This window comes from Ensifer sp. LC384, from assembly GCF_001695865.1.
GTDB lineage: Bacteria > Pseudomonadota > Alphaproteobacteria > Rhizobiales > Rhizobiaceae > Ensifer.
In genome coordinates, this window is record NZ_MBST01000001.1 from 556,140 (window position 1) to 577,194 (window position 21,055).

A 21,055-nucleotide genomic window follows, 5' to 3' on the forward strand; every position below is an offset into this window, starting at 1 on the left:
ATGGCGACACTTTCAAGGCTGCATGGTCAATCTTGGGGGCTGCCCATGAGGGGTATTTTTACTGCCATGTTGCTGACACGACGCCAGAGTGCTTTCCGCGCGCTTTACGCGCGCGGCACCATGGCTTCGAGCCGGGCGACAAGGTTCGCCCGGTCGACGCTGAAGTTGCGCTCGACCCACAGGGTTTCCAGTTCACCCAGCACCTCGCCGACGCGCGGCCCGGCCGGAATGCCGGCCTTCAGCACATCGGCGCCCGTCAGCGGGAAGCTTGGACGCTTCCATGTCTCGGCGCGCTTCAGCAGGCGCTGGAACGCCGCCGTCTCGGCAAGCAATGTCGGATCGTTCTCGGACTTGCGTCTGGCCGAGGCGAGCGCCAGCCGCAGCCGGGCCGAAATCCCCTCTGCACCGTGGCGATAGAGCAACCGGTCGAGCGCCGCATCGACCGTCGTTGCCGGGATTGCGGGCGCACTCGCCCAGCGCGCGAAGTAGCCGGCCTCCGCCTTCGACAGGCGCAGCCGTCCAGCCATGGCTTCGAGCCGCTCTTCATCCGGTGGCACGATCGCGGCAAGGCGCAGCAGCGGATCCGGCGCCCACGAGAATGCCCGCTCGGCGGCAACCAGTTCCGGAATGGCGTCGATGCCCCATTTCTCCGTCTCGGGCAGGATTTCGGTCAACACGCCGGCCTGGCGCATCCAGAGCAGCGCTCGGCCCGGGTCCTCGGCCGAAAGCAGCTTCTTCGTCTCGGCCCAGACCCGCTCTGCCGAAAGCGTCGACAGCTTCGAGCGCGCCTGGGCGCAGGCCCTCAGGCCGTCGGCATCGGGACGACCGTTGCCGTAATGGGCGAAGAAGCGGAAAAACCGCAGGATGCGAAGATAGTCCTCGGCCACCCGCTCGGCCGCATTGCCGATGAAGCGCAAGGTGCGAGCCTCGATATCGGCAAGGCCGCCGACGTCGTCGATTACCTTGCCGCTGTCGTCGGCGTAGAGCGCGTTGATGGTGAAGTCGCGTCGGCCGGCATCCGCTTTCCAGTCGGTGCCGAAGGCCACTTCCGCGCGGCGCCCGTCGGTCGCAACATCGCGGCGCAGCGTCGTCACCTCATAGGGCGTGCCGTCGATCACCAGCGTCACTGTGCCGTGGTCGATGCCTGTTGGTACCACCTTGATACCGGCGGCCTTGGCGCGGGCGACAACCTCGTCGGGATGCCAGGTGGTGGCCATGTCGACATCGCCTGCCGGCACGCCCATAAGGCTGTTGCGCACGGCGCCGCCGACGACGCGCACCTCCCCTCCTTCCCCATTCAGGAGGTCGAAAACGCGGCGAAGGGATGGAGCCGAAAACCAGCTCTCACCGGCAACCGAGGTCATGCATAAAGCCTTTCATAGAGCATTCGAACGATGCCGGCGGTGATACCCCAGATATTCCTGTCGCCATAGGGCATGCGATAGAAATGCCGGTCCTCGCCCTGCCAATGGCCGCTTCCGCGCCCATGGTTTCCGGGGTTCATCAGGAACGACAACGGCACTTCGAAGACACTTTCGACCTCGTCCGGATTGGGCACCAGCTCGAAGCCGGGCTGCACCACCGCCAGAACCGGCGTAATCTTGAAGCCGGACAGCGCCATGTAGTGCGGCAGTCGTCCGATGGTTTCGACGAAACGTGGATCGAGACCGATCTCCTCCTGCGCCTCGCGAAGGGCGGCAAACTCGATCGAGCGGTCCTCCGGGTCGACGGCGCCGCCGGGGAACGCCACCTGGCCGGAATGCTTACGCAGGCTTGCGGTCCGCTGGGTGAAGATGACATGCGCATCCTCGCCGTCGTCGACCACCGGCACCAGCACGGCGGCATCCTTCAGATGCAGGGTCTCAAGATGCGGCACGATGCCGGGATTGAGGAGGAAATCGCCGTGCTCCCGCCACGCGCTTTCCACCGGCCCGCCCATCTGGGTCAGTGCCCGGCGGCGAAATTCGTTGGCGGAATAGGGATGCACATTCATCGCGACAGCGCTTCCAGTTCAGCGGCTGGCATGATCGGGAAGACGGAACCACCCGAGCGCACGCAGAACATCTCGATGCCGTCGACGACCACGGTCTCGCCGAGTTCGACAATATCGTACATGACGGGCCGCGAAACCAGCGCTTCAAGCCGGCCACGCACATGCAGATAGGGCTTCAGTTCGCGGTTCTCGCCGTGGATGACAAAACGCAAGACATGTTCCGGCCCGGCCTCGACAACGTCGCCGACATTGGTGCGAAAGGTCAGCACCTGCACGCCATCCGTCTGCGTCACGCTCATTTCGACGGCAACGAAGGGCGCGTCGACGATGCGGATCGCCACCTTTTCCACAGGCGTCACCAGATAGGTAACGCCGTCGTCGTCCTTGCGCAAAACTGTGGAGAACAGCCGCACCAACGGCTGGCGGCCGATCGGCGTGCCGAGATAGAACCAGGTGCCGTCGGCGCGGATTTCCATGTCGATATCGCCGCAGAACGGCGGATTCCAGCGCTCCACGGGCGGCAGGCCGCGGTTGCCGTCACCCGTCTGGCCGGCCGCGCGCGAGATCAGCGCCGCCAGTCCGGCTGCGTCCCCGGTTCGCTGAATTTCGGCTTCTGCCATCGTTCCGTCCCGATTGGCCCCGATTTTGCACCGGAGGCGTGTATGCGGTCGCGAGATGCGACGTGTACGCTGTCACGAGATAGTGCGTCTGCGGCGACTTGTCAGCCGTCAGCCAGGGTCTAAATTGGAATAAGGCAACTGAAATCCCCGGCGGGGCGATTCGGTTCAACAACGGGCGACCGGGGAGTACGACCATGAGTGTGATGAAGGGCGCCACGGACGCGACCGACGAAAAGGCGATCGTTGCCGCGGCGGAAAACGCGCTCGCGGAGATCGCGCTCGTGCGGTCCGAAGTCGGCAAGGTCATCTTCGGTCAGGAGAACGTGGTCGAGCAGACCCTGCTTGCGGTGCTGTCCGGCGGTCACGCCCTGCTCGTCGGCGTTCCCGGCCTTGCCAAGACCAAGCTGGTGGCGACGCTCGGCACTGTTCTCGGGCTCGCTTCCAGCCGCGTGCAGTTCACGCCCGACCTGATGCCGTCGGATATTCTCGGCTCCGAAGTCATGGACCAGGATGGTGCCGGTCATCGCTCCTTCCGCTTCATCCCCGGTCCGATCTTCACGCAGCTGCTGATGGCCGACGAGATCAACCGTGCCTCGCCGCGCACGCAGTCCGCATTGCTGCAGGCGATGCAGGAGTATCACATCACCGTTGCCGGCGCCCGCAAGGACCTGCCGCAGCCATTCCACGTGCTCGCTACCCAGAACCCGCTGGAGCAGGAAGGCACCTATCCCCTGCCCGAGGCCCAGCTCGACCGCTTCCTGATGCAGGTCGATGTCGGCTATCCCGAGCTTGCGGCCGAACGGCAGATCCTGCTGGAAACCACCGGCGTCGGCGAGAGTTTTGCCCGGCCGGTGATCGACGCCGCCCGCCTGCAGCAGATCCAGAACCTCATCCGCCAGATGCCGGTCGGCGAGAAGGTGGTCGACGCCATCCTGGCGCTGGTGCGCTCGGCCCGTCCCGGCAACGGCAATGCCGCCACCGACAAGAACGTCGCCTGGGGCCCCGGCCCGCGCGCGGGCCAGGCACTGATGCTGTGCGCCCGCGCCCGCGCGCTCTATGACGGACGTCTCGCGCCGTCGATCGACGATATTCTGGCGCTTGCCGAGCCCGTTCTCCAGCACCGCATGGCACTGACCTTCGCCGCCCGTGCCGAAGGCATGACCGTGCGCGACGTGATCGCCGGGCTGGTGAAACAAGCCAAGGGATAAAGAATGGCGTCCATCGGGCACATTGTTGCGCGTACCCCCGCTGGTGAGGTTCTTTCCCGTGCGCAGCAGCGCGCGATGCTCGTTCCTGACTGCCTGGTCGAAGCCCGCCGGATCGCCAATACGGTGATCTCCGGCTGGCATGGCCGGCGCAAGCGCGGGATCGGCGAGAATTTCTGGCAGTTCCGCCCCTATAGCGACGGCGAGAGCCTGTCGCGTATCGACTGGCGCCGCTCCGCCCGCGACGATCATACCTATGTGCGCGACCGCGAATGGGAAGCGGCCCACACCATCTGGCTCTGGGCCGACCTGTCGCCGTCGATGATGTACAAGTCGACGCTCGGTTCGGTGTCGAAGGAAAGCCGGGCGTTGGTGCTGATGCTTGCGCTCGCCGAGATCCTCGCGCGCTCGGGCGAACGCATCGGATGCCCCGGGGTGATGGAGCCCGTCTCTGCCCGCAACGCCGCCGAACGGCTGGCAACCGCGATCATGCTGAGCCCGCTTGCCGAAGGGCTTCCGGACACGGGCATGATCCGCAGCGCCAGCGATCTCGTGCTGATCGGCGACTTTCTCGATCCGACCGACAGGATCATGGAGCGGCTGGGTCCCCTCGCCCGCCGCGGCCTGCGCGGCCATGTCGTCGAGATTGCCGATCCTGCGGAGGAAGTTTTCCCCTATGCCGGGCGGACCGAATTCAGCGATCCGGAAACCGGCCAGAAGCTGACGGCTGGCCGCGCCGAGATCCTGCGCGAGGACTACCAGCGCGCCTATCTCGCCCGCCGTGAGAGCCTCGGCGTGACGTTGCGCCATCTCGGCTGGACCTTTACGCCGCATAGAACCGACCGGCCGGCCTCCGAGGCGCTGGTTGCCGTCCACATGTATCTCTCCGGCATGCCGGGACGCGCCACCCATGGGGGCCAGCTATGACCGGCCTTCCATTCCTCTTTGCCAATCCTGCGCTGCTTGCGGCCCTCATCGCTCTGCCGGTGATCTGGTGGCTGTTGCGCATGACGCCGCCGAAGCCGGCGGCCGAAGTGTTTCCGCCGCTGCGCATTCTCGCCTCTGTGCTCAAGCGCGAGGAGACACCATCGAAAAGCCCGTGGTGGCTCACGCTTTTGCGCATGCTGATGGCGGCCGCGGTCATTCTCGCGATCGCCGATCCCGTCGTGAACCCGCGGCAGAACACGCTTGCGACCGGCGGCCCACTCGCGATCGTCGTCGACAACAGCTGGGCCACTGCCACCGATTGGGAACAGCGCGTCGATGCCGTCAGCACGCTGATCGATGATGCGGAGGCGCGCGACCTTGCTGTCGCGATCGCCTTCACCGGCGATCGCCAGCACGATGCCACGCCGGGCTCGGCCGCGACCGCGCGCAACAGGCTTGCCGCTGCCGCCCCCATCCCGCTTGCCGTCGATCGCGGCCTGGCGATAGCCGCGCTGAAAACCGCATTTGAGGATACGAAGCTCGGCACGCTCGCCTTCGTGAGCGATGGCATCGAGGCTGCAGACCAGAAGACGACGGCGGCGCTTGCTGAGGTTGGTGCGGCCGAATTGCGGCTGATCGAGGCCGATGGCAGCCGCACCGTGGCGCTGACCGATACCAGCAACGGTTCAACCGGCATGTCGGTGACGGCAACGCGCCTGCGCAAGGACGGTGCGCTGACCCTGCCGATCGTCGCCTATGATACACGCGGCCGCGCCATCGCCGACGGACAGATCGCCTTTGCCGCCGGTGATGGCGTTGCGAAAGGCAGCATCGAAGCGCCCTTCGAACTGCGCAACGACTTTGCCCGCATCGGCATCGAGAATGCCGCGACCGCCGGCAGCGTGCATCTGCTCGACGATGGCTTTCGCCGTCGCCGCGTCGCCCTTTTGAGCGGCGACTCCCGCGACCTGTCGCAACCGCTTCTGTCGCCGCTCTACTATATCAACCGTGCGCTCGCCCCCTATGCCGATCTCGTCGAACCGCACGAGACCGATCTGGGCGTCGCCATTCCGGAATTGCTGGAACAGAAGCCATCCGTGCTGATCATGGCCGATATCGGCCGGCTGCCGGAGGAGATCTATCCGAAGCTGTCGAAGTGGATCGACAATGGCGGCATGCTCATCCGCTTCGCCGGCCCGCGGCTTGCCGCTGCCCCCGCCGACGATCCGCTGGTGCCGGTGACGCTGCGCCAGGGCGAGCGGGCGCTCGGTGGCGCGCTTTCCTGGTCCGAACCGCAGCCGCTGGCCGACTATCCGGGCAACAGCCCATTTGCCGGCATGGCACGCCCGAACGACATTCTCGTCAAGCGGCAGGTGCTGGCCGAGCCGACTGCCGATCTTGCCGAGCGCACCTGGGCAAGCCTTGCCGACGGCACGCCGCTGGTGACGACGTCAGCCCGCGGCGCCGGTCGCATCATCCTCTTCCATGCCAGCGCCGAAGCCACCTGGTCGAACCTGCCGATCTCAGGTGACTTCGTCGAGATGCTTCGCCGCAGCGTCCAGCTTTCGCGCGGCGGCGGCGTTGCCAACGAGGGCAAGGTCCAGCAGCAGACGCTCGCGCCCTATCGCCTGCTCAATGCCGACGGCGTACTGGTGGCCGAGACCGGCAACGCCCGGCCGCTTGACGTCGTCCCCGGCAAGGTGCCGGTTGCGACGCCGGACAACCCGCCGGGTCTCTATGGTTCGGAAGACGGTTTCACCGCGCTCAACCTGCTGCCGCGCGACGCCGAACTGCAGCCGATCGACATGACGGCCGCCGGCGCTCACACCGTGCAGCAACTGGCCGGCTCCGAGAGCTGGTCGCTGAAGCCGGCCCTGTTCACGCTGGCGCTGCTGCTGCTGCTGGTCGACGCGCTGATCGTGCTGTTCATGGGCGGCGCCCTCTCGCGGCCGCGCGCAGCAAAGTCAATGACCGCGGCCGTGCTGCTGGCAGCAAGCGCCTTCCTCGTTTCGCCGCTGGACGGTCTGGCCGACGACAGCCGACCGGAAGACGCGGCCATCCTCGAGCGCCTCGACACCACGCATCTGGCCTATGTCGTGACCGGTGAAAGCGAAGTCGACCGCCTTTCCGAACGGGGCCTGATGGGGCTGACCGACTTCCTCACCTATCGCACGACGCTTGAACCCGGCACGCCCGTCGGCCTCGACATCGCCAAGGACGAACTCTCCTTCTACCCGATCATCTACTGGCCGGTCTCCGCATCGGCGCCGATGCCGAGCCCGCAGGCCGTCAGCCGCATCGATGCCTATATGCGCGCCGGCGGCACCGTACTGTTCGACACGCGAGACCAGTTCTCCTCGCTCGGCGCAACTTCCGGCGGCACCAGCCCCAACACCGAGAGGCTGCAGGCGATCCTCGCCAACCTCGACATCCCGCCGCTGGAGCCGGTTCCGACCGATCATGTGCTGACCAAGGCATTCTACCTCCTGTCCAATTTCCCCGGCCGCTATGCCGGTAGTCCGCTCTGGATCGAGGCGCAGCTTGACAATCGCGAAGAGGCAAGCAATCGCCCGGCCCGCTCGGGCGACGGCGTGACGCCGATCATGATCACCGGCAACGACTTTGCCAGCGCCTGGGCGGTGGACGCCAATGGCGTCGCGCTCTTGCCGACGGTGCCGCCGGACGAGATGCAGCGCGAATACGCCTTCCGCTCCGGCGTCAACATCATGATGTATATGCTGACCGGCAACTACAAGGCCGACCAGGTGCACGTGCCGGCCCTGCTCGAACGGCTCGGACAGTGAGGGCCGATCGATGACCGCCGACTTCTCGCCTTTCATCCCCTGGCCCTATCTTGCGATGCTTGCCATTGCAGCCGCGGTTCTCGCCGCGCTCGGCATCTGGCGCGGTGTGCGCGGGGCCTGGGTTCGTGCCGCAGCCCTTGCCGCCTTCTGCCTGGCGCTTGCCAATCCGATCCTGTTTCAGGAGGAGCGCGAGCCGCTGTCGACCATCGTTGCTGTTGTCGTCGACCGCAGCCAAAGCCAGGACTATGCCGGCCGGCGCGAGCAGACCGACAAGGCGCTTGCCGACCTCAAGGACCGGCTCGCCCGCTTCCCGCAGATCGAGACCCGCATCGTCGAAGCTGCCGACAGCGAGGACAGCGAAGCACCATCGACGCGGCTCTTCTCCGCGTTGACATCCGTGCTTGCCGATGTGCCGCCGGCGCGGGTCGGCGGTGCGATCTTCATCACCGACGGCCAGATCCACGACGTCCCTGATATCAATCAGAAGCTCGGCTTCGACGCGCCGGTCCATGGGCTGATCAGCGGCAGACCGGACGAGTTCGATCGCCGCATCGAGATTGTCAGCGCACCGCGTTTCGGCATCGTCGGCGAACAGCAGAAACTGTCCTTCCGCGTCGTCGATGACGGTGCGGCACCGGGCGGAACCGCCGAGGTGACCATCCGCCTCAACGGCAACGAGATTGCCACCGAGGTCGCCGAGCCCGGCACCGACGTGCCTTTCAGCTTCACCGTGCCGCGCGGCGGCAACAACATTCTCGAATTCGCCGTGAACGGCGTCCCCGGCGAAGTCACCGAAACCAACAATCGCGCCGTCCATGTGCTCGACGGCATCCGCGAGAACCTGCGCGTCCTGCTCGTCTCGGGCGAGCCGCATGCAGGCGAGCGCGCCTGGCGCAATCTTTTGAAATCCGATGCCGCCGTCGACCTCGTGCACTTCACCATTCTGCGGCCGCCGGAAAAGCAGGACGGAACCCCGATCAACGAATTGTCGCTGATCGCCTTTCCGACGCGCGAGCTGTTCGTCGACAAGATCAGCGAATTCGACCTGATCATCTTCGACCGCTACCAGCACCGCGGCGTTCTGCCGATCCTCTACTACGACAACATCGCCCAATATGTGCAGAACGGCGGCGCGCTTCTGATCGCCGCCGGGCCTGAGCATGCCGGCAACGATTCCATTGCAGCCACGCCCCTGTCAGCCGTGCTGCCGGCAAACCCCACCGGCGTGATGAATGAAAAAGGCTTCTACCCGCGCCTCTCGGACGAGGGAAAGAAGCATCCGGTCACCCGCGGCCTCGAAGGTGCCGCAAGCGAGCCGCCGCAATGGGGCCGTTGGTTCCGCACCGTCGATGTCGATCGGCCGCTCGGTCAGACCGTGATGGAGGCCGCTGACGGCAAACCGCTGCTGGTGCTGAACCGCGTCGGCAAGGGACGGGTCGCCATGCTCCTGTCCGACCAGGGCTGGCTCTGGGCCCGCGGGTTCGAGGGCGGTGGTCCGCACGTCTCGCTCTATCGCCGCACCGCCCACTGGCTGATGCAGGAGCCGGCGCTGGAAGAGGAAGCGCTGACAGCACGCGCGGCCGGCCGCACGCTGGAAATCACCCGCCAGACGATCGAAGGCGATCCCGGCCCGGCGACCCTCAGCTATCCCTCTGGAAAGACCGAGGAACTGACGCTGACCCAGCGCGAGCCCGGCCTCTACAGCGCCGAAGTCAAAACCACGGAGACCGGGCTGTTCGAAGTCGCCAACGACGAACTGACGACGCTTGTGCATGTCGGCAATGTCGACGCTCCGGAGTTCAGGGCGGCGATCTCGACGGAGGACAAGCTGCGCCCCTGGGCTGAAAAGACCAAGGGGCTGGTGCGCCGGCTGGCTAGCGCCGACGGCGCCATCGACCTGCCGTCGATCCTGCCGGTGCGCGGCGCTATCCGTGTCGCCGACGACCAGCGGCTGTCGCTGCGCATGACCGACGAGACGGTGCTGCGGGGCATCAACTCGCTGTCGCTGTTTACCGGTCTCTTCGGCCTTGCCGCCCTGCTCTTCCTGATATCGGCGACCTGGTACCGCGAGGGCCGATGACCGATCCGAGCATCGCCATCAGCAACCTGCGCGACGTACCGTGTTTCGCGGATGATATTGCCGACCGCGTCTGGCGGGCCTGGTGGGAACCGCGCGGCTTTCCGCTCGGCCATATCGCCGGGCTGGTTGCCGGCAGCCTCGGCGACGATCACATTCCGTTTGCCATCGTCGCCCACCGCGGCGCGACCTTCATCGGCACCGCATCGGTGATCGAATCCGATCTCGACGAGCGGCCGGCGCTTGGCCCCTGGGTCGCGGCGGTCTGGGTAGAGCCTACATTTCGTGGGCTGGGCATTGGGGCAAGCATCGTTCGCCATGCGGCGGAAGCGGCTTTGGCCATCGGCGTCGACAGCGTTTATCTCTGCGCCTTGCCGCAGAAGCGCGCGTTCTACCAACGCGGCGGCTGGCAGCTCGACGAAAAGGATGTGGGTGAAAGCCGGCTCGACGTCTTCAGCATGCGCCGTTCCCGATTTAGGCCACAATGACTGTCGACATCGCAGGGACAATTTTTGGAGCCCTGTAGATGCGTTTGATAGCCTCCTCCCTCCTCGCCCTTGCCTTAGCCGGTCCTGTCATCGCCGGGCCCGCCCACGCCGCCGATCTCATCGGTTTCTGGGACAAGCCGCAGCATGGCGGCAATAGCTTCAACCGGCTGCCGCCGGACGAGGCCTATTTCAAGGCACTGTCCGGCTACGGCGCCACCTGGGTTCGCCTGTCCTACGACAAGTGGAAGCCGGCCAAGCGCGACTATCTGATTGGCGACGCCGACAAGTACGAGGGCATTCCCGCCGCCGACCTGAAGACGCTGAAGGAAACGCTCGACCGGGCCGACAGGGCCGGATTGAAGATCGTCATCACCCCCTTGTCGCTGCCCGGCATGCGCTGGTCGCAGAACAACGGCAACAAGTTCGACGGCCGCATCTGGCAGGACAGGGCCTGGTGGGCTCAAGCCGCAAGCTTCTGGCGCGATCTTGCGCGCGAGCTTAGGGATCATCCTGGTGTTGCGGCCTACAACATCATCAACGAACCGGCCCCTGAAAAGCAGAATGGCCTGGCCGAACATGCCGACAACAAGGCGATGCTCGACTGGTATGCGGAAAAGAAGGACGGGGCCTCCGACCTCGTCGCCTTCTACGAAACGATCATCGCCGCCATCCGCGAGGTCGATCCAGCCACCCCGATCATGGCCGACGCCGGCTGGTATGCCGCAGCCGACGGTTTCAACTATTGGCCGTCCGGCCTCAGCGACCAAAAGGTGCTCTACAGCTTCCACATGTACGAGCCCTATGCGGCGACGAGCGCGCCCAACATGAAGCGCGAAAAGCCCTACGCCTATCCCGGCAAGGTACCCTTCGGCGAAGGAGAAGAGAACTGGGACAAGGCGCGGGTTGCGTCCTACCTCGACCAGCCAGTGCAATGGGCGAAAGACAAGGGCATTCCGCTCAACCGCGTCGTTGCCGGCGAGTTCGGCTGCATGCGGCGCTGGACCGGCTGCAAGGCCTATCTCGAAGACGTTCTGACGACGCTCGACAAGGACAGCCTGCACTGGGCCTTCTATAGCTTCCGCGAAGACAGCTGGGACGGCATGGACTACGAGCTGGGATCGAAGAAGGTCCACTGGAAATACTGGGACGCGATCGACGCCGGCGCGCCGGACCCGGTCAAGCGCACGGCGACACCGGAATTCGAGCCGATAGCCAAGCGGCTGGCGAAATAGGAGCGCCCAACCTGCGCGGACGGGGTCTGGCGGGAAAGCTGCTGGCAGCGGCCGAGGTAGAGGCGGTCCGCCGCGGCTGCTAAGGCGCCTGGATCGACACCGTCAACCTGCAGGCGCTGCGCCTACAAGCGCCAGGGCTACGAGACGTTCTGCGAGCTACCCGACTTCCCGCCGGGCCGCAGCCGTGTCTTCCTGAAGAAACGGCTGGCTTAGAGGCTACAGCGCCGCGCGTCTTATCAGACGTGCAAAGGTCGCTGTAGCACTTTGAACCGCTGCATGTTTCTATCCTTAAATCGGATACGATTTAAGGAAACATGCAGTAGCGGCCGCGGCGTTATCAGACGGCAAGCGCCAGTTCGATATCAGCCTCCGATGCAGTTGCACCGTGGGCCGCCGCATCATCCCGCCAGCCGATGACACCGGAAAGGCCGGCGTGCACACCCTCGGCCATCGGCACCGCCAGCACCCGCGCCGGATCGACCGGGCCCGGAAACTCCAACGCGGCGTAACGGACTTTTTCGAATCCGAGCGGCTGATAATAGGGCGGATCGCCGACGAGGATAACGGCCTCAGACCCCTTCCGCCGCGCCGCCTCCACGGCGATGCGCACGAGTTCCCGGCCGATGCCCATGTTCTTGTGCGACGGCCTGACGGCAAGCGGCCCAAGCAGGTGGCCCTTGATCGAACCGGCCATGACAGGCGTCATCCGCACCGAGGCGATCGTCTCGCCATTGTCGGCGCAGACGAATGACAGCGACCGGTCATGCGGCCCCTGCTCACGGATGCGCGCTGCCGCCCGGGCAAACCGGCCGGGGCCAAAGGCTTCTTCGTTGATGATTTCGATGGCTGCGTCATGGGACGCGTCTTCGGTCAGGTAGACGAGGTCGTGCTTTTTCATGGGATCAGGAACCAGGCATACGAACGGACATGGGATGGCTTCGCCCGAAGGGGCGTTGGCAGCATCAGCGTCGTCGCAGGTTTCCCGAGAAGGTCATGAGTACGGTTCGTTCCGGACACAGAGAAATTTTCTGAAATCGCCGATAGCAGAAAATTGCCCGATGTCAAAGCCCAAAACGCACTGTTCAGAAATCGATACCTACCGCAGGCCGACAAAGCGGCTATCTATGAACGACGAAAACCCGAAGGAGATCGCCCATGGGCAGGCTTGTAGACGGCGTCTGGCAGGACGTCTGGTATGACACGGCGGCGACGAAAGGCCATTTCAAGCGCAGCGAATCCCAATTCCGCAACTGGATCACCGCCGATGGTTCGCCGGGCCCATCCGGCGAAGGCGGCTTCAGGGCCGAGGCCGGGCGTTATCATCTCTACGTCTCGCTTGCCTGCCCCTGGGCGCATCGCACGCTGATCTTCCGCAAGTTGAAGAAGCTCGAAGACCTGATTTCGGTCTCGATCGTCGATCCGCTGATGCTGTCGAAGGGTTGGGAGTTCAAGGGCAAGGATGGCGGCACCGTCGATCACCTCTTCGGCTTCGACGCCCTCTGGCAGGTCTATGTCCGTGCCGATCCCAGCTATTCCGGCCGGGTAACCGTACCGGTGCTGTGGGACAAGCAGCAAAACACCATCGTCTCCAACGAATCCGCCGAAATCATCCGCATGTTCAACTCCGCCTTCAACGGACTGACGGGCTCGAAGGACGATTTCTATCCGGAGGACCTGCGCACCGAAGTCGACGAACTGAACGGCCGCATCTATGGGGCGGTCAACAACGGCGTCTACAAGGCAGGTTTCGCCACGAGCCAGGAGGCCTACGAGCAAGGCGTCACCCCACTGTTCGATATGCTCGACGAACTGGAAGAACGGCTCGCCACTCGACGCTACCTGACCGGCAGCAAGCTCACCGAAGCCGACTGGCGGCTATTCACGACGCTGGTGCGCTTCGACCCTGTCTATGTCGGTCACTTCAAGTGCAACATCCGCCGGATCGCTGAATACAAGAACCTGCAGGGCTACCTGCGCGACCTCTACCAGGTGCCGGGTGTGGCCGAGACGGTCAACATGCATCACATCAAGGACCATTACTACCGCAGTCACACGATGATCAATCCGACCGGCGTCGTACCCGTCGGCCCGATCCTGGATCTGGATGCGCCGCATGAGCGGGAAACCATTTAGGCCTTTGCCCTTTAAGGCGTCCCCGCGCGTTCAGGCGCGCGGGGACGGGCAGCCGACCTACCAGTAAGTGTCGAAAGCAGTGCCACCCGCCAGCTCGGCAAGCCGGCGACGCGTTGCCGGAGTGGCATCGTCCGGCAGCGCATCAAGCGCGAAGAAACCGCTCGCCGCGATCTCCAGATCCGGCTCTTTCGGTAACGTCTGGCGCACGCCGTCGCAACGGTAGAAGACCACATGATCACGACGGCTCGTGCGCCTGTTGTAATAGACCTGCACCAGCGTCGGCGGGATCGTCGTCTCCAGATTGCCCTCTTCCCGCAACTCCCGCAGCAGGCCCTCAAGCGCAGTCTCGTCGCGGTCGAGCCCACCGCCCGGCAGGTGCCAGCCGGGAAGATAGGAATGCCGCACCAGGAAGACGCGCCCTTCGCCGTCGAAACAAGCGGCGCGCACGCCGATCGTCATGCCACGCGACAACGCGTAATAGCCATGGGCCAGACGCATCAGGACGCGGAGATACCAGCGCCGCATCTCCGGTGGCCGCTGCTGTTCCAGATGCCGTTCCTCCCGCATTTACTGCCAGGCCGGATTAATCCGGCGACATGATTCCCCTCAACCGGAATATGCGCTAGACGGGGATGATGTTCAAACTCGCCCATATCTCCGATGTCCATCTCGGCCCTCTGCCCGACCTCTCCTTGAGGGAGCTTGCCTCCAAGCGCATCACCGGCTTCGTCAACTGGCACCGGAACCGTAGACGGCACCTGTTCACGGGCACGCTCGACTGCCTGATGGCCGATATCGAGAAGCGCGATCCCGACCACATGGCGATCACCGGAGACCTGGTGAACCTCGCCTCGTCGCGGGAGATCACGGCGGTCACCGATTGGCTCGAGGACGCCGGCGATCCCGCCAACATCTCGATCGTCCCGGGCAACCACGATGCCTATGTGCCCGGCGCCTACGAAAAGACGACGCGCGCCTGGTATCCCTATATGCGCGCCGATGGCGCACCGGCCAATTGGCACGAGAGCCACCGTTGTTTCCCCTATATGCGGGTGCGCGGCCCGGTGGCGCTGATCGGCTGCTCGACCGCAGTGGCGACACCGCCCTTTGCCGCCAGCGGATATTTCGGCCAGAGGCAGGCGCGGGCCACCGTCAACCTGCTGCGCCAGGCGGGCGATGCCGGGCTCTTCCGCGTGGTGATGATCCACCATCCGCCAATCCGCGGCGCCACCTCGCTGCACAAGCGCATGCTCGGCATCCGCCGGTTTGCAGCGACGATCTCGTCCGGCGGTGCCGAACTGGTGATCCACGGCCACACGCACCTGAACACCGTCTATTCGCTCAAGGGCCCGAACGGCCCCGTGCCGGTCGTCGGCATCTCCTCCGCGTCGCAGGGGCCGGGCGGCCACAAGCCGCAGGCCGCCTACAACCTGTTCACGATTGCCGGCGAGGCCGGTAACTGGCACCTCACCCGCGAGCGCTACGCGCTCAACGCCGATGCAACCGGCGCGACGCTGGTCGAAACCACCCGCTTCTAGGTCATGTCGCGCAAAAGTGCGCAGCGGTTTTGCGATAACGACATGCGAGGGAACACGAGCTTAAAGCGCAACAAGCGGATCTGAAAGATCGCGGCGCGCTTTAGGCCCCTCGCCCGAAGGCCGCTTGAACGAGCAGACCGGCCTGTTTTTCGCCGGAGCCTCGTCGCCGGGCGAATAAATGCGTCTGTTCGTGCGTCACACTCCCGTTCGGGTTCCCACAACCGGCAGAGCGATCTATTCTCTGTGCCGAAAATGGTGTGCTCGGCGCCATTGCAGATGATGGGAGATCGGCATGATGTACCGCAAGACCATTCTATGTGCCCTGTTTGCCGCCAGCGCGGCTGCCTTTGCAGCGCAGACGGCCATGGCCGCCGGCGAGGACACCAGCGAGCCGCCGAAGAAAACCAAGACGAGCAGCGAATGCACCAATGGCAAGATCTGGGATGCCAAGAAGAACGCCTGCGTCAACGCCAAGAAGAGCGATCTGAGCGACGACATCCTGTTTGAGGCCGCCCGCGAGCTTGCCTACGCCGGTCAGTATGAGAACTCCATCAAGGTTCTCGGCGCCGTCAAGGATCAAAAAAGCGCCCGCGTGCTGAACTATCTCGGTTATGCCAACCGCAAGGCCGGCCGCATGGAACTCGGCATGCAGTATTACAAGCGCGCGCTTCAGGCCGACGAGAACTATATCCTCGCCCGCTCCTACATGGGCCAGGCCCTGATCGAGCAGGGTCAGATCGAGGATGCCCGCGTACAATTGGTCGAGATCCGTGATCGCGGCGGCGAGGACAGCTGGGCCTATCGCTCGCTGCTGCAGTCGCTCGGCGGCGTCAGACAATATTGACGCATGCCCTCTGCCTTCCCGAACATGGGAAGGCAGCCGCGGCATCGACCCAAGAAGCCTTTCCTCAGGTGCGCTTCTTCTCGGTCCATTCCGGCGGCAGGCCCAGCGCGCCGCCGACGATGCCCGTCACGCCCGAGCCACGCCCGAAGACAGCGCAATCGGGATCGGTCGACTTGCCGGTAACGGCATAGGAGACGCTGTTCGAGACGTTCTTCATTGACGGCAGTTCGAAGCCGGACTTCATCGGGTCGTTCGATTTTGCCAGCAACGCACTGAAATCGTCGGAAAAATCGCCGGCCAGTTCGAACGCGTCCGCAGCGGTCGACGCGCGCGAACCGTTGGTCAGGATGTTGGCTCCGCGCGCCCATGTCAGCCCGGCGATCTGCTTGCCCTTTGCATCGAAGGCCTCCGCCTCGACGGCGAGACTGCCAAGGCCGATCGGAATGCGCGGAACCGGCACGGGGGAAACCGCCGTGGTGACAGTCGACACGCCGGCGACGACGGCGTTCGTTGCCTTGACCTTGCTGACCACGGAGCGCACGGCCATATCCGCCGGCTTCGATACCGGTACCACATCGAAATGTGCACTGAGTGCCTCGCACAGCGACCGGTCGATGGCCGTTGCCACCAGCTTCTTCTGCGGGTCGCCGAGCGTGCCGACATCGGCATTGGCGGCGAAGGTCGTGGGGATCAGATGCACCGTCTTCACCGTCTTGGTCGAAGCGGAATCCACCCGATATTTCGTCTTGGTCACCATGCCGTCGCTGGCGACGAAATCCTTGTAGGACGACAGCGAACCGGTTTCGCTGAGGGACGCGCTCTGGCAGGCCGCAAGGCCTGTCAGCAACGCGGTCAGCCCGGCAATCCGGATGCAGGCCCGCGCCGGCCGTAACCGATCAGGACGCGATCGCTCCGTGGATCGCCGACCGTCACGTCTTCCGCTACCGCATTCTTGTTTGTTCATTGACACTTCCCCCGACAACGACCTGCAGTTGTGCGGATGAGTACCGATCAGATTCGGGCCGAACTTTGACGCAATGCCGGCCAGCCCTTGCAGTTTACGGTAACGAAAGCGCCGCGAGATGGAACGCCGATGCGCGAAGGTTTTTGGGATAATGGCGCGCGAAAGAACAGATTTCGCTTTCCGATCCGTGACTTCCCTTGCAGACTGAGGACCAAATGTTTCATATCATTCGCTGTGGATATTACTTGGCGAATAAAGACACGATCCCGCACGTTTCATTTGGAAGAGCAATGCGCCCAGCGGCAGAAACGAAGGACTTCAGACGCGACTTGGTCAGCCTGCTGCCCAAATTGCGCCGCTTCGCGATGACATTGACGCGCAATGCACATGATGCCGATGACCTTGTCCAGGAAGCTTGCGAAAGAGCGATTACGCGCAGTCACCTCTGGAACGGCGAAGGCCGCCTCGAAAGCTGGATCTACGCCATGACGCGCAATCTTTGGGTCGACGAGATCCGCAAGAGGAAGGTCCGAACCGGCAGCGGTACGATCGATGTGTCCGACCAGGATGAACTGAGCGTCGAGGCCTCCGCCGAGAAAGCCGTCTACGCCAATCAACTGCAGAAGATGATCCTCTCTATGCCCGAGGGCCTGGCAAGCACCTTCCTTCTGGTCAATGTCGAAGGCCACAGCTACCGCGAAACGGCCGATATCCTCGGCATTCCCATCGGCACGGTGATGAGCAGGCTGTCGACGGCGCGCCTGAGGCTCGCCGCGATGATTTCCGAGAACACCGAAAGGAGGGCATGACCGTTGCAGCAGACGAAAGGTCACGCGCTCGAAATCCGGTTGTGCGCCTATATCGACGGCGAACTCGGCGAGGCAGAAAAGACTGAACTCGAGACACTCCTCGCCCATGACGAGGACGCCAAGGCGTTGTTTGAAAAGCTGAAGGCGGGCAGCGCCTTCGGCGACACGGCTTTCGAGGATTTCCTTCACGATCCCGTTCCGCTGGCTCTGGTGCGTCAGATCAAGCAGGGCTCCGGCATCAATCCCAAGGCGGAACGCGTAACCATAGCGGCCGCCAATGTGCGCAGTGCACGCATCTGGCCACGTGTCATGGCGGCATCCGTGGCGCTGGTGTTGGTCGGTGGCGCCACCGGCTTTATCATCGGCACGGCCAACAACGTCGCCGAGCCGACGAAGCTCGCGTCGGCACGCACCTGGCTTGACGACATCGCCGACTACCACCGCATCTATTCGCGACAGAAGGAACGCCTCGTCGAGGTTCCGGCCTCCGACGCGCCGAAGATCGAGACATGGCTCGCCTCCAGCGTCGGTGTCCCGTTCACCATTCCCAACCTGACCGGCAAGGGCCTGAACTTCGAAGGTGCGCGCCTGCTCGTCGCCAACAGCAAACCCGTCGCGCAACTCATCTATCGCAATGCCGATGGCGATGTGTTTGCGATCTGTTTCCTCAAGGAAAGCGACAGCCCGCAGTCCGACAAGTTCTCCGAAAGCATCCGCGACGATCTCGGCATGGTTTCGTGGCAGCGCGGCGGCGCGTCCTTCGTGGTCGTCGGTCCGTCTGCCACCGTCGGCCTGCACGATCTCGCCGAAGCGGTCGCAACGACGATCTGAGTCCACGCCTTGAAAGCGTAGCTGCGCCGCGACCTCCGCGAAAGTTCGGGAACGGACTCATCGCAGCGCCTGTTGCCGGGGCGGATCTCGCGGCCGATGCAAGGACAGCGCTTCTTCAAGCCGACCGCGCGGCAAAGGAAGCCGCAGAACGACCCAGCTCGCCCGAGCGTCAGGCGGTCGCGGCGGCCCGCGAGGAGTGGCGCATCAATCGCGAACGGGTAAAAATCGAGGAGCGCGAGCGCGCGCCGGCCGAGCGCAGGGCCGACCGTGATCGGCGTCACGCCGATCGCAAGGCGCGGCAGGCCCGGCAGGCTCCTTGCGACCGACAGGCCGGCATGACGCCAGCGTCAGTGCCAGACCGTGATTGAGAGTTGCGTCAAGTATCGATCGAAAACGCCACGCGTCCGTTTCGGGCGCGCGGCGTTTTGGTGATCAGCCGCGCTTCATTTCCAAGACGCGGTTTGCCGCCGAGACGATCGCTTCCAGCGAGGCGGCCACGATGTTCGTGTTGATACCGGCGCCGAACAGCTTGCCGCCCGGGTGCTCCATCTCGACGTAGGCGATGGCGGCGGCGTTCGAGCCGTGCTGCAGCGAATGCTCGGAGTAGTCGGCGACCGAGAGATCGACGCCGAGATAGATCGACAGCGCGTTGATGAAGCCGTCGATCGGACCGGTGCCCTTGCCCTCGATGCGCTTGATCTCGCCGTTGTCGGTGATCTCGGCCGAAACCACGCGCACACCCTTGTGTTCGCCCACCGGATAGGTGTGGTGATCGACGAACTTGATGCGCGCGCCCGGCTGCTCGACATAACGCTCGATGAAACGCTCGTGGATGCGCTTGGAGGGTAGCTCCTTGCCTTCCTCGTCAGTGATGCGTTGGATGTCCTCGCGGAACTCGACCTGCAGGTTGCGCGGCAGGTTGATGCCGTAGTCTTCCTGCAGGATATAGGCGATCCCGCCCTTGCCCGACTGCGAATTGATGCGAATGATCGCCTCATAGGAGCGACCGACGTCACGCGGATCGATCGGCAGGTACGGCACTTCCCACAATGGCTTGTTGGCGGTCTTGATCGCCTTCATGCCCTTGTTGATCGCATCCTGGTGCGAGCCGGAGAATGCCGTATAGACCAGCTCGCCAACGTAAGGGTGGCGCTCCGGAATGACCATCTGGTTGGAATACTCGTAGACTTCCTTGATCCGCTCGATATCGGAGCAGTCCAGCTTCGGGTCCACGCCCTGGGTGAACATGTTCAACGCCAGCGTCACGACGTCGACGTTGCCCGTGCGCTCGCCATTGCCGAAAAGTGTACCTTCGACGCGGTCGGCGCCGGCCATCAGGCCGAGCTCGGTCGCCGCGATGCCCGTGCCGCGGTCATTGTGCGGATGCAACGAAATGATCAGGCTCTCGCGATTGTCGAGGTTGCGGCACATCCATTCGATCTGGTCGGCATAGATGTTCGGCGTCGCCATCTCGACGGTCGACGGCAGGTTGAGGATCAGCTTGTTGTCCGGGGTCGGCTTGACGATCTCGGTTACGGCGTTGCAGATCTCCAGCGCCACTTCCAGCTCGGTGCCGGTGAAGCTCTCCGGCGAATACTCGAAGCGATAGCCGCCGCCGGCCTTGGCCGCCATGTCGGTGATCATCTTGGCCGCGTCGGTCGCGATCTGCTTGATGCCGGCGACATCCTTGGCAAACACCACCCGGCGCTGCAGTTCACTCGTGGAATTGTAGAAATGCACGATCGGCTTGTGGGCGCCCTGAAGCGCCTCGAAGGTCCGCGTGATCAGCTCCGGCCGGCACTGCACCAGCACCTGCAGGGACACGTCTTCGGCGACGTTGCCCTCCTCGATGCACCAGCGGGCGAAGTCGAAGTCCGTCTGCGAGGCCGAGGGGAAGCCGATCTCGATTTCCTTGAAGCCCATGTCCAGCAGCAGCTGGAACATGCGCGCCTTGCGGTCATGGCCCATCGGGTCGACGAGCGACTGATTGCCGTCACGCAGATCGACCGAGCACCAGATCGGCGCCTGGGTGATCGTCTTCGACGGCCAGGTACGTTCGGCAAGCGCGATCTGCGGGTAAGGCTGATACTTCACCGCCGCTTCCGGCATGCCGTTCTTGATGGAATGGGATTTCTGGATCATTGCAGCTTCTCTTCATCACTGAGCGCTCTAGCCGCTTTGCCATAACCGATCGGGGATCGGATTGCGATGGCAAATGCCGCGGCGGGCGCGCCTTTGTCCTAAAACTCTATCGGATTCGAGGAGCATCTGCCGGCGTGGCTTTTCGGCCGCCGGGCGCTCCTCAGCGAACCCGGCAACCGCGAGTAAGGCCGAGAAGAAGAAGCGAGGCGAAGGCGCGCAACGGCGCACGATTGTCATCGTGTGCGGCAGAGATCGTAGCGATCCGATATGCGTCGGCCTTGGTCATGCCAAAGCCTATACACGGCTTGCCGAAACGGAGCAAGGCTCCCGGGAGCCGAAACATGAAGCGGGCGGCCGCCACCCCTCTCGCGCGATGCTCGGCAAAGCAAAAGGGCACCGGCGCTACCGCCGATGCCCTTTGCGATCTCAACGTCGTTGCCGACGGAAT

Annotated in this window: 18 protein-coding genes and 2 pseudogenes; 13 read left to right on the forward strand and 7 right to left on the reverse strand. The window is 64.1% G+C overall.

Annotation, left to right across the window (positions count from 1 at the left end):
- Positions 1 to 104: 104 nt before the first annotated feature.
- Genes BC363_RS02820 through BC363_RS02830 form a run of 3 tightly spaced genes read right to left on the reverse strand, consistent with a single transcriptional unit; the run spans position 105 to position 2,613 of the window.
- On the reverse strand, positions 105 to 1,364 hold the full coding sequence (locus tag BC363_RS02820; RefSeq protein WP_065786349.1) for a CCA tRNA nucleotidyltransferase: 1,260 nt from the start codon (positions 1,362 to 1,364) through the stop codon (positions 105 to 107).
- Complete coding sequence (locus tag BC363_RS02825; RefSeq protein ID WP_065786348.1) at positions 1,361 to 1,993, reverse strand: CoA pyrophosphatase; 633 nt, start codon at positions 1,991 to 1,993, stop codon at positions 1,361 to 1,363. The genes BC363_RS02820 and BC363_RS02825 overlap by 4 nt, the downstream gene beginning before the upstream one ends.
- Positions 1,990 to 2,613: a DUF1285 domain-containing protein gene (locus BC363_RS02830; RefSeq protein WP_065786347.1), complete on the reverse strand. Its 624-nt coding sequence runs from the start codon at positions 2,611 to 2,613 to the stop codon at positions 1,990 to 1,992. Before BC363_RS02830 ends, BC363_RS02825 begins: the two co-directional genes overlap by 4 nt.
- A gap of 194 nt (positions 2,614 to 2,807) precedes the next feature.
- Between BC363_RS02830 and BC363_RS02835 the strand changes: the two genes are divergently transcribed.
- The 7 genes and pseudogenes from BC363_RS02835 to BC363_RS35760 all read left to right on the forward strand — a co-directional run.
- Complete coding sequence (locus BC363_RS02835) at positions 2,808 to 3,821, forward strand: MoxR family ATPase (protein ID WP_065786346.1); 1,014 nt, start codon at positions 2,808 to 2,810, stop codon at positions 3,819 to 3,821.
- Between the two features lie 3 nt (positions 3,822 to 3,824).
- Positions 3,825 to 4,745 carry a DUF58 domain-containing protein gene (locus BC363_RS02840; RefSeq protein ID WP_065786345.1) on the forward strand — a complete coding sequence of 307 codons (921 nt, stop codon included), beginning with the start codon at positions 3,825 to 3,827 and terminating at the stop codon, positions 4,743 to 4,745.
- Complete coding sequence (locus BC363_RS02845) at positions 4,742 to 7,549, forward strand: DUF4159 domain-containing protein (protein ID WP_065786344.1); 2,808 nt, start codon at positions 4,742 to 4,744, stop codon at positions 7,547 to 7,549. The genes BC363_RS02840 and BC363_RS02845 overlap by 4 nt, the downstream gene beginning before the upstream one ends.
- 10 nt (positions 7,550 to 7,559) lie before the next feature.
- Positions 7,560 to 9,629, forward strand: a complete 2,070-nt coding sequence (locus BC363_RS02850) for a hypothetical protein (protein ID WP_065786343.1) — start codon at positions 7,560 to 7,562, stop codon at positions 9,627 to 9,629.
- Positions 9,626 to 10,114, forward strand: a complete 489-nt coding sequence (locus BC363_RS02855) for a GNAT family N-acetyltransferase (protein ID WP_065786342.1) — start codon at positions 9,626 to 9,628, stop codon at positions 10,112 to 10,114. The genes BC363_RS02850 and BC363_RS02855 overlap by 4 nt, the downstream gene beginning before the upstream one ends.
- 38 nt (positions 10,115 to 10,152) lie before the next feature.
- The gene (locus BC363_RS02860; protein ID WP_065786341.1) at positions 10,153 to 11,346 is read left to right on the forward strand and encodes a cellulase family glycosylhydrolase; all 1,194 of its coding nucleotides are present in this window, start codon (positions 10,153 to 10,155) and stop codon (positions 11,344 to 11,346) included.
- An 11-nt stretch (positions 11,347 to 11,357) separates the two neighbouring features.
- Positions 11,358 to 11,559: pseudogene (locus BC363_RS35760) on the forward strand (GNAT family N-acetyltransferase); the annotation flags it as partial.
- 124 nt (positions 11,560 to 11,683) lie between these two features.
- Here the strand turns inward: BC363_RS35760 and BC363_RS02865 are convergent.
- The gene (locus BC363_RS02865) at positions 11,684 to 12,244 is read right to left on the reverse strand and encodes an N-acetyltransferase (RefSeq protein ID WP_065786340.1); all 561 of its coding nucleotides are present in this window, start codon (positions 12,242 to 12,244) and stop codon (positions 11,684 to 11,686) included.
- A 257-nt stretch (positions 12,245 to 12,501) separates the two neighbouring features.
- Here BC363_RS02865 and BC363_RS02870 point away from each other — a divergent pair, with 257 nt between their 5' ends.
- A complete protein-coding gene (locus tag BC363_RS02870) occupies positions 12,502 to 13,479 on the forward strand; it encodes a glutathione S-transferase family protein (RefSeq protein WP_065786339.1) in 978 nt (325 codons plus the stop codon).
- 57 nt (positions 13,480 to 13,536) lie between these two features.
- On the opposite strand, the gene BC363_RS02875 is transcribed toward BC363_RS02870, so the two are convergent.
- Positions 13,537 to 14,046 carry an NUDIX domain-containing protein gene (locus BC363_RS02875; protein ID WP_065786338.1) on the reverse strand — a complete coding sequence of 170 codons (510 nt, stop codon included), beginning with the start codon at positions 14,044 to 14,046 and terminating at the stop codon, positions 13,537 to 13,539.
- Positions 14,047 to 14,114: 68 nt separating this feature from the next.
- On the opposite strand from BC363_RS02875, the gene BC363_RS02880 reads away from it, so the two are divergent.
- Both BC363_RS02880 and BC363_RS02885 read left to right on the forward strand, forming a co-directional pair.
- Entirely contained in the window at positions 14,115 to 15,017 is a 903-nt protein-coding gene (locus tag BC363_RS02880) for a metallophosphoesterase (RefSeq protein ID WP_065786992.1), read from the forward strand.
- A 295-nt stretch (positions 15,018 to 15,312) separates the two neighbouring features.
- Positions 15,313 to 15,861 (forward strand): tetratricopeptide repeat protein, encoded by a 549-nt coding sequence (locus tag BC363_RS02885; RefSeq protein WP_083223713.1) that lies wholly within the window; start codon positions 15,313 to 15,315, stop codon positions 15,859 to 15,861.
- Positions 15,862 to 15,925: 64 nt separating this feature from the next.
- Here the strand turns inward: BC363_RS02885 and BC363_RS02890 are convergent, their stop codons facing one another.
- A complete protein-coding gene (locus tag BC363_RS02890) occupies positions 15,926 to 16,825 on the reverse strand; it encodes a DUF3313 domain-containing protein (RefSeq protein ID WP_083223712.1) in 900 nt (299 codons plus the stop codon).
- A 290-nt stretch (positions 16,826 to 17,115) separates the two neighbouring features.
- Here BC363_RS02890 and BC363_RS02895 point away from each other — a divergent pair, with 290 nt between their 5' ends.
- From BC363_RS02895 to BC363_RS35765, 3 genes and pseudogenes are all read left to right on the forward strand, one after another.
- Positions 17,116 to 17,634 carry an RNA polymerase sigma factor gene (locus BC363_RS02895; RefSeq protein WP_053248203.1) on the forward strand — a complete coding sequence of 173 codons (519 nt, stop codon included), beginning with the start codon at positions 17,116 to 17,118 and terminating at the stop codon, positions 17,632 to 17,634.
- 3 nt (positions 17,635 to 17,637) lie between these two features.
- Positions 17,638 to 18,465 (forward strand): anti-sigma factor, encoded by an 828-nt coding sequence (locus BC363_RS02900; protein ID WP_065786336.1) that lies wholly within the window; start codon positions 17,638 to 17,640, stop codon positions 18,463 to 18,465.
- A 59-nt stretch (positions 18,466 to 18,524) separates the two neighbouring features.
- Positions 18,525 to 18,770, forward strand: a pseudogene (locus BC363_RS35765) (hypothetical protein); the annotation flags it as partial.
- Between the two features lie 127 nt (positions 18,771 to 18,897).
- On the opposite strand, the gene leuA reads toward BC363_RS35765, so the two are convergent.
- Positions 18,898 to 20,607 carry a 2-isopropylmalate synthase gene (leuA, locus tag BC363_RS02905; RefSeq protein WP_065786335.1) on the reverse strand — a complete coding sequence of 570 codons (1,710 nt, stop codon included), beginning with the start codon at positions 20,605 to 20,607 and terminating at the stop codon, positions 18,898 to 18,900.
- Positions 20,608 to 21,055 lie beyond the last annotated feature (448 nt).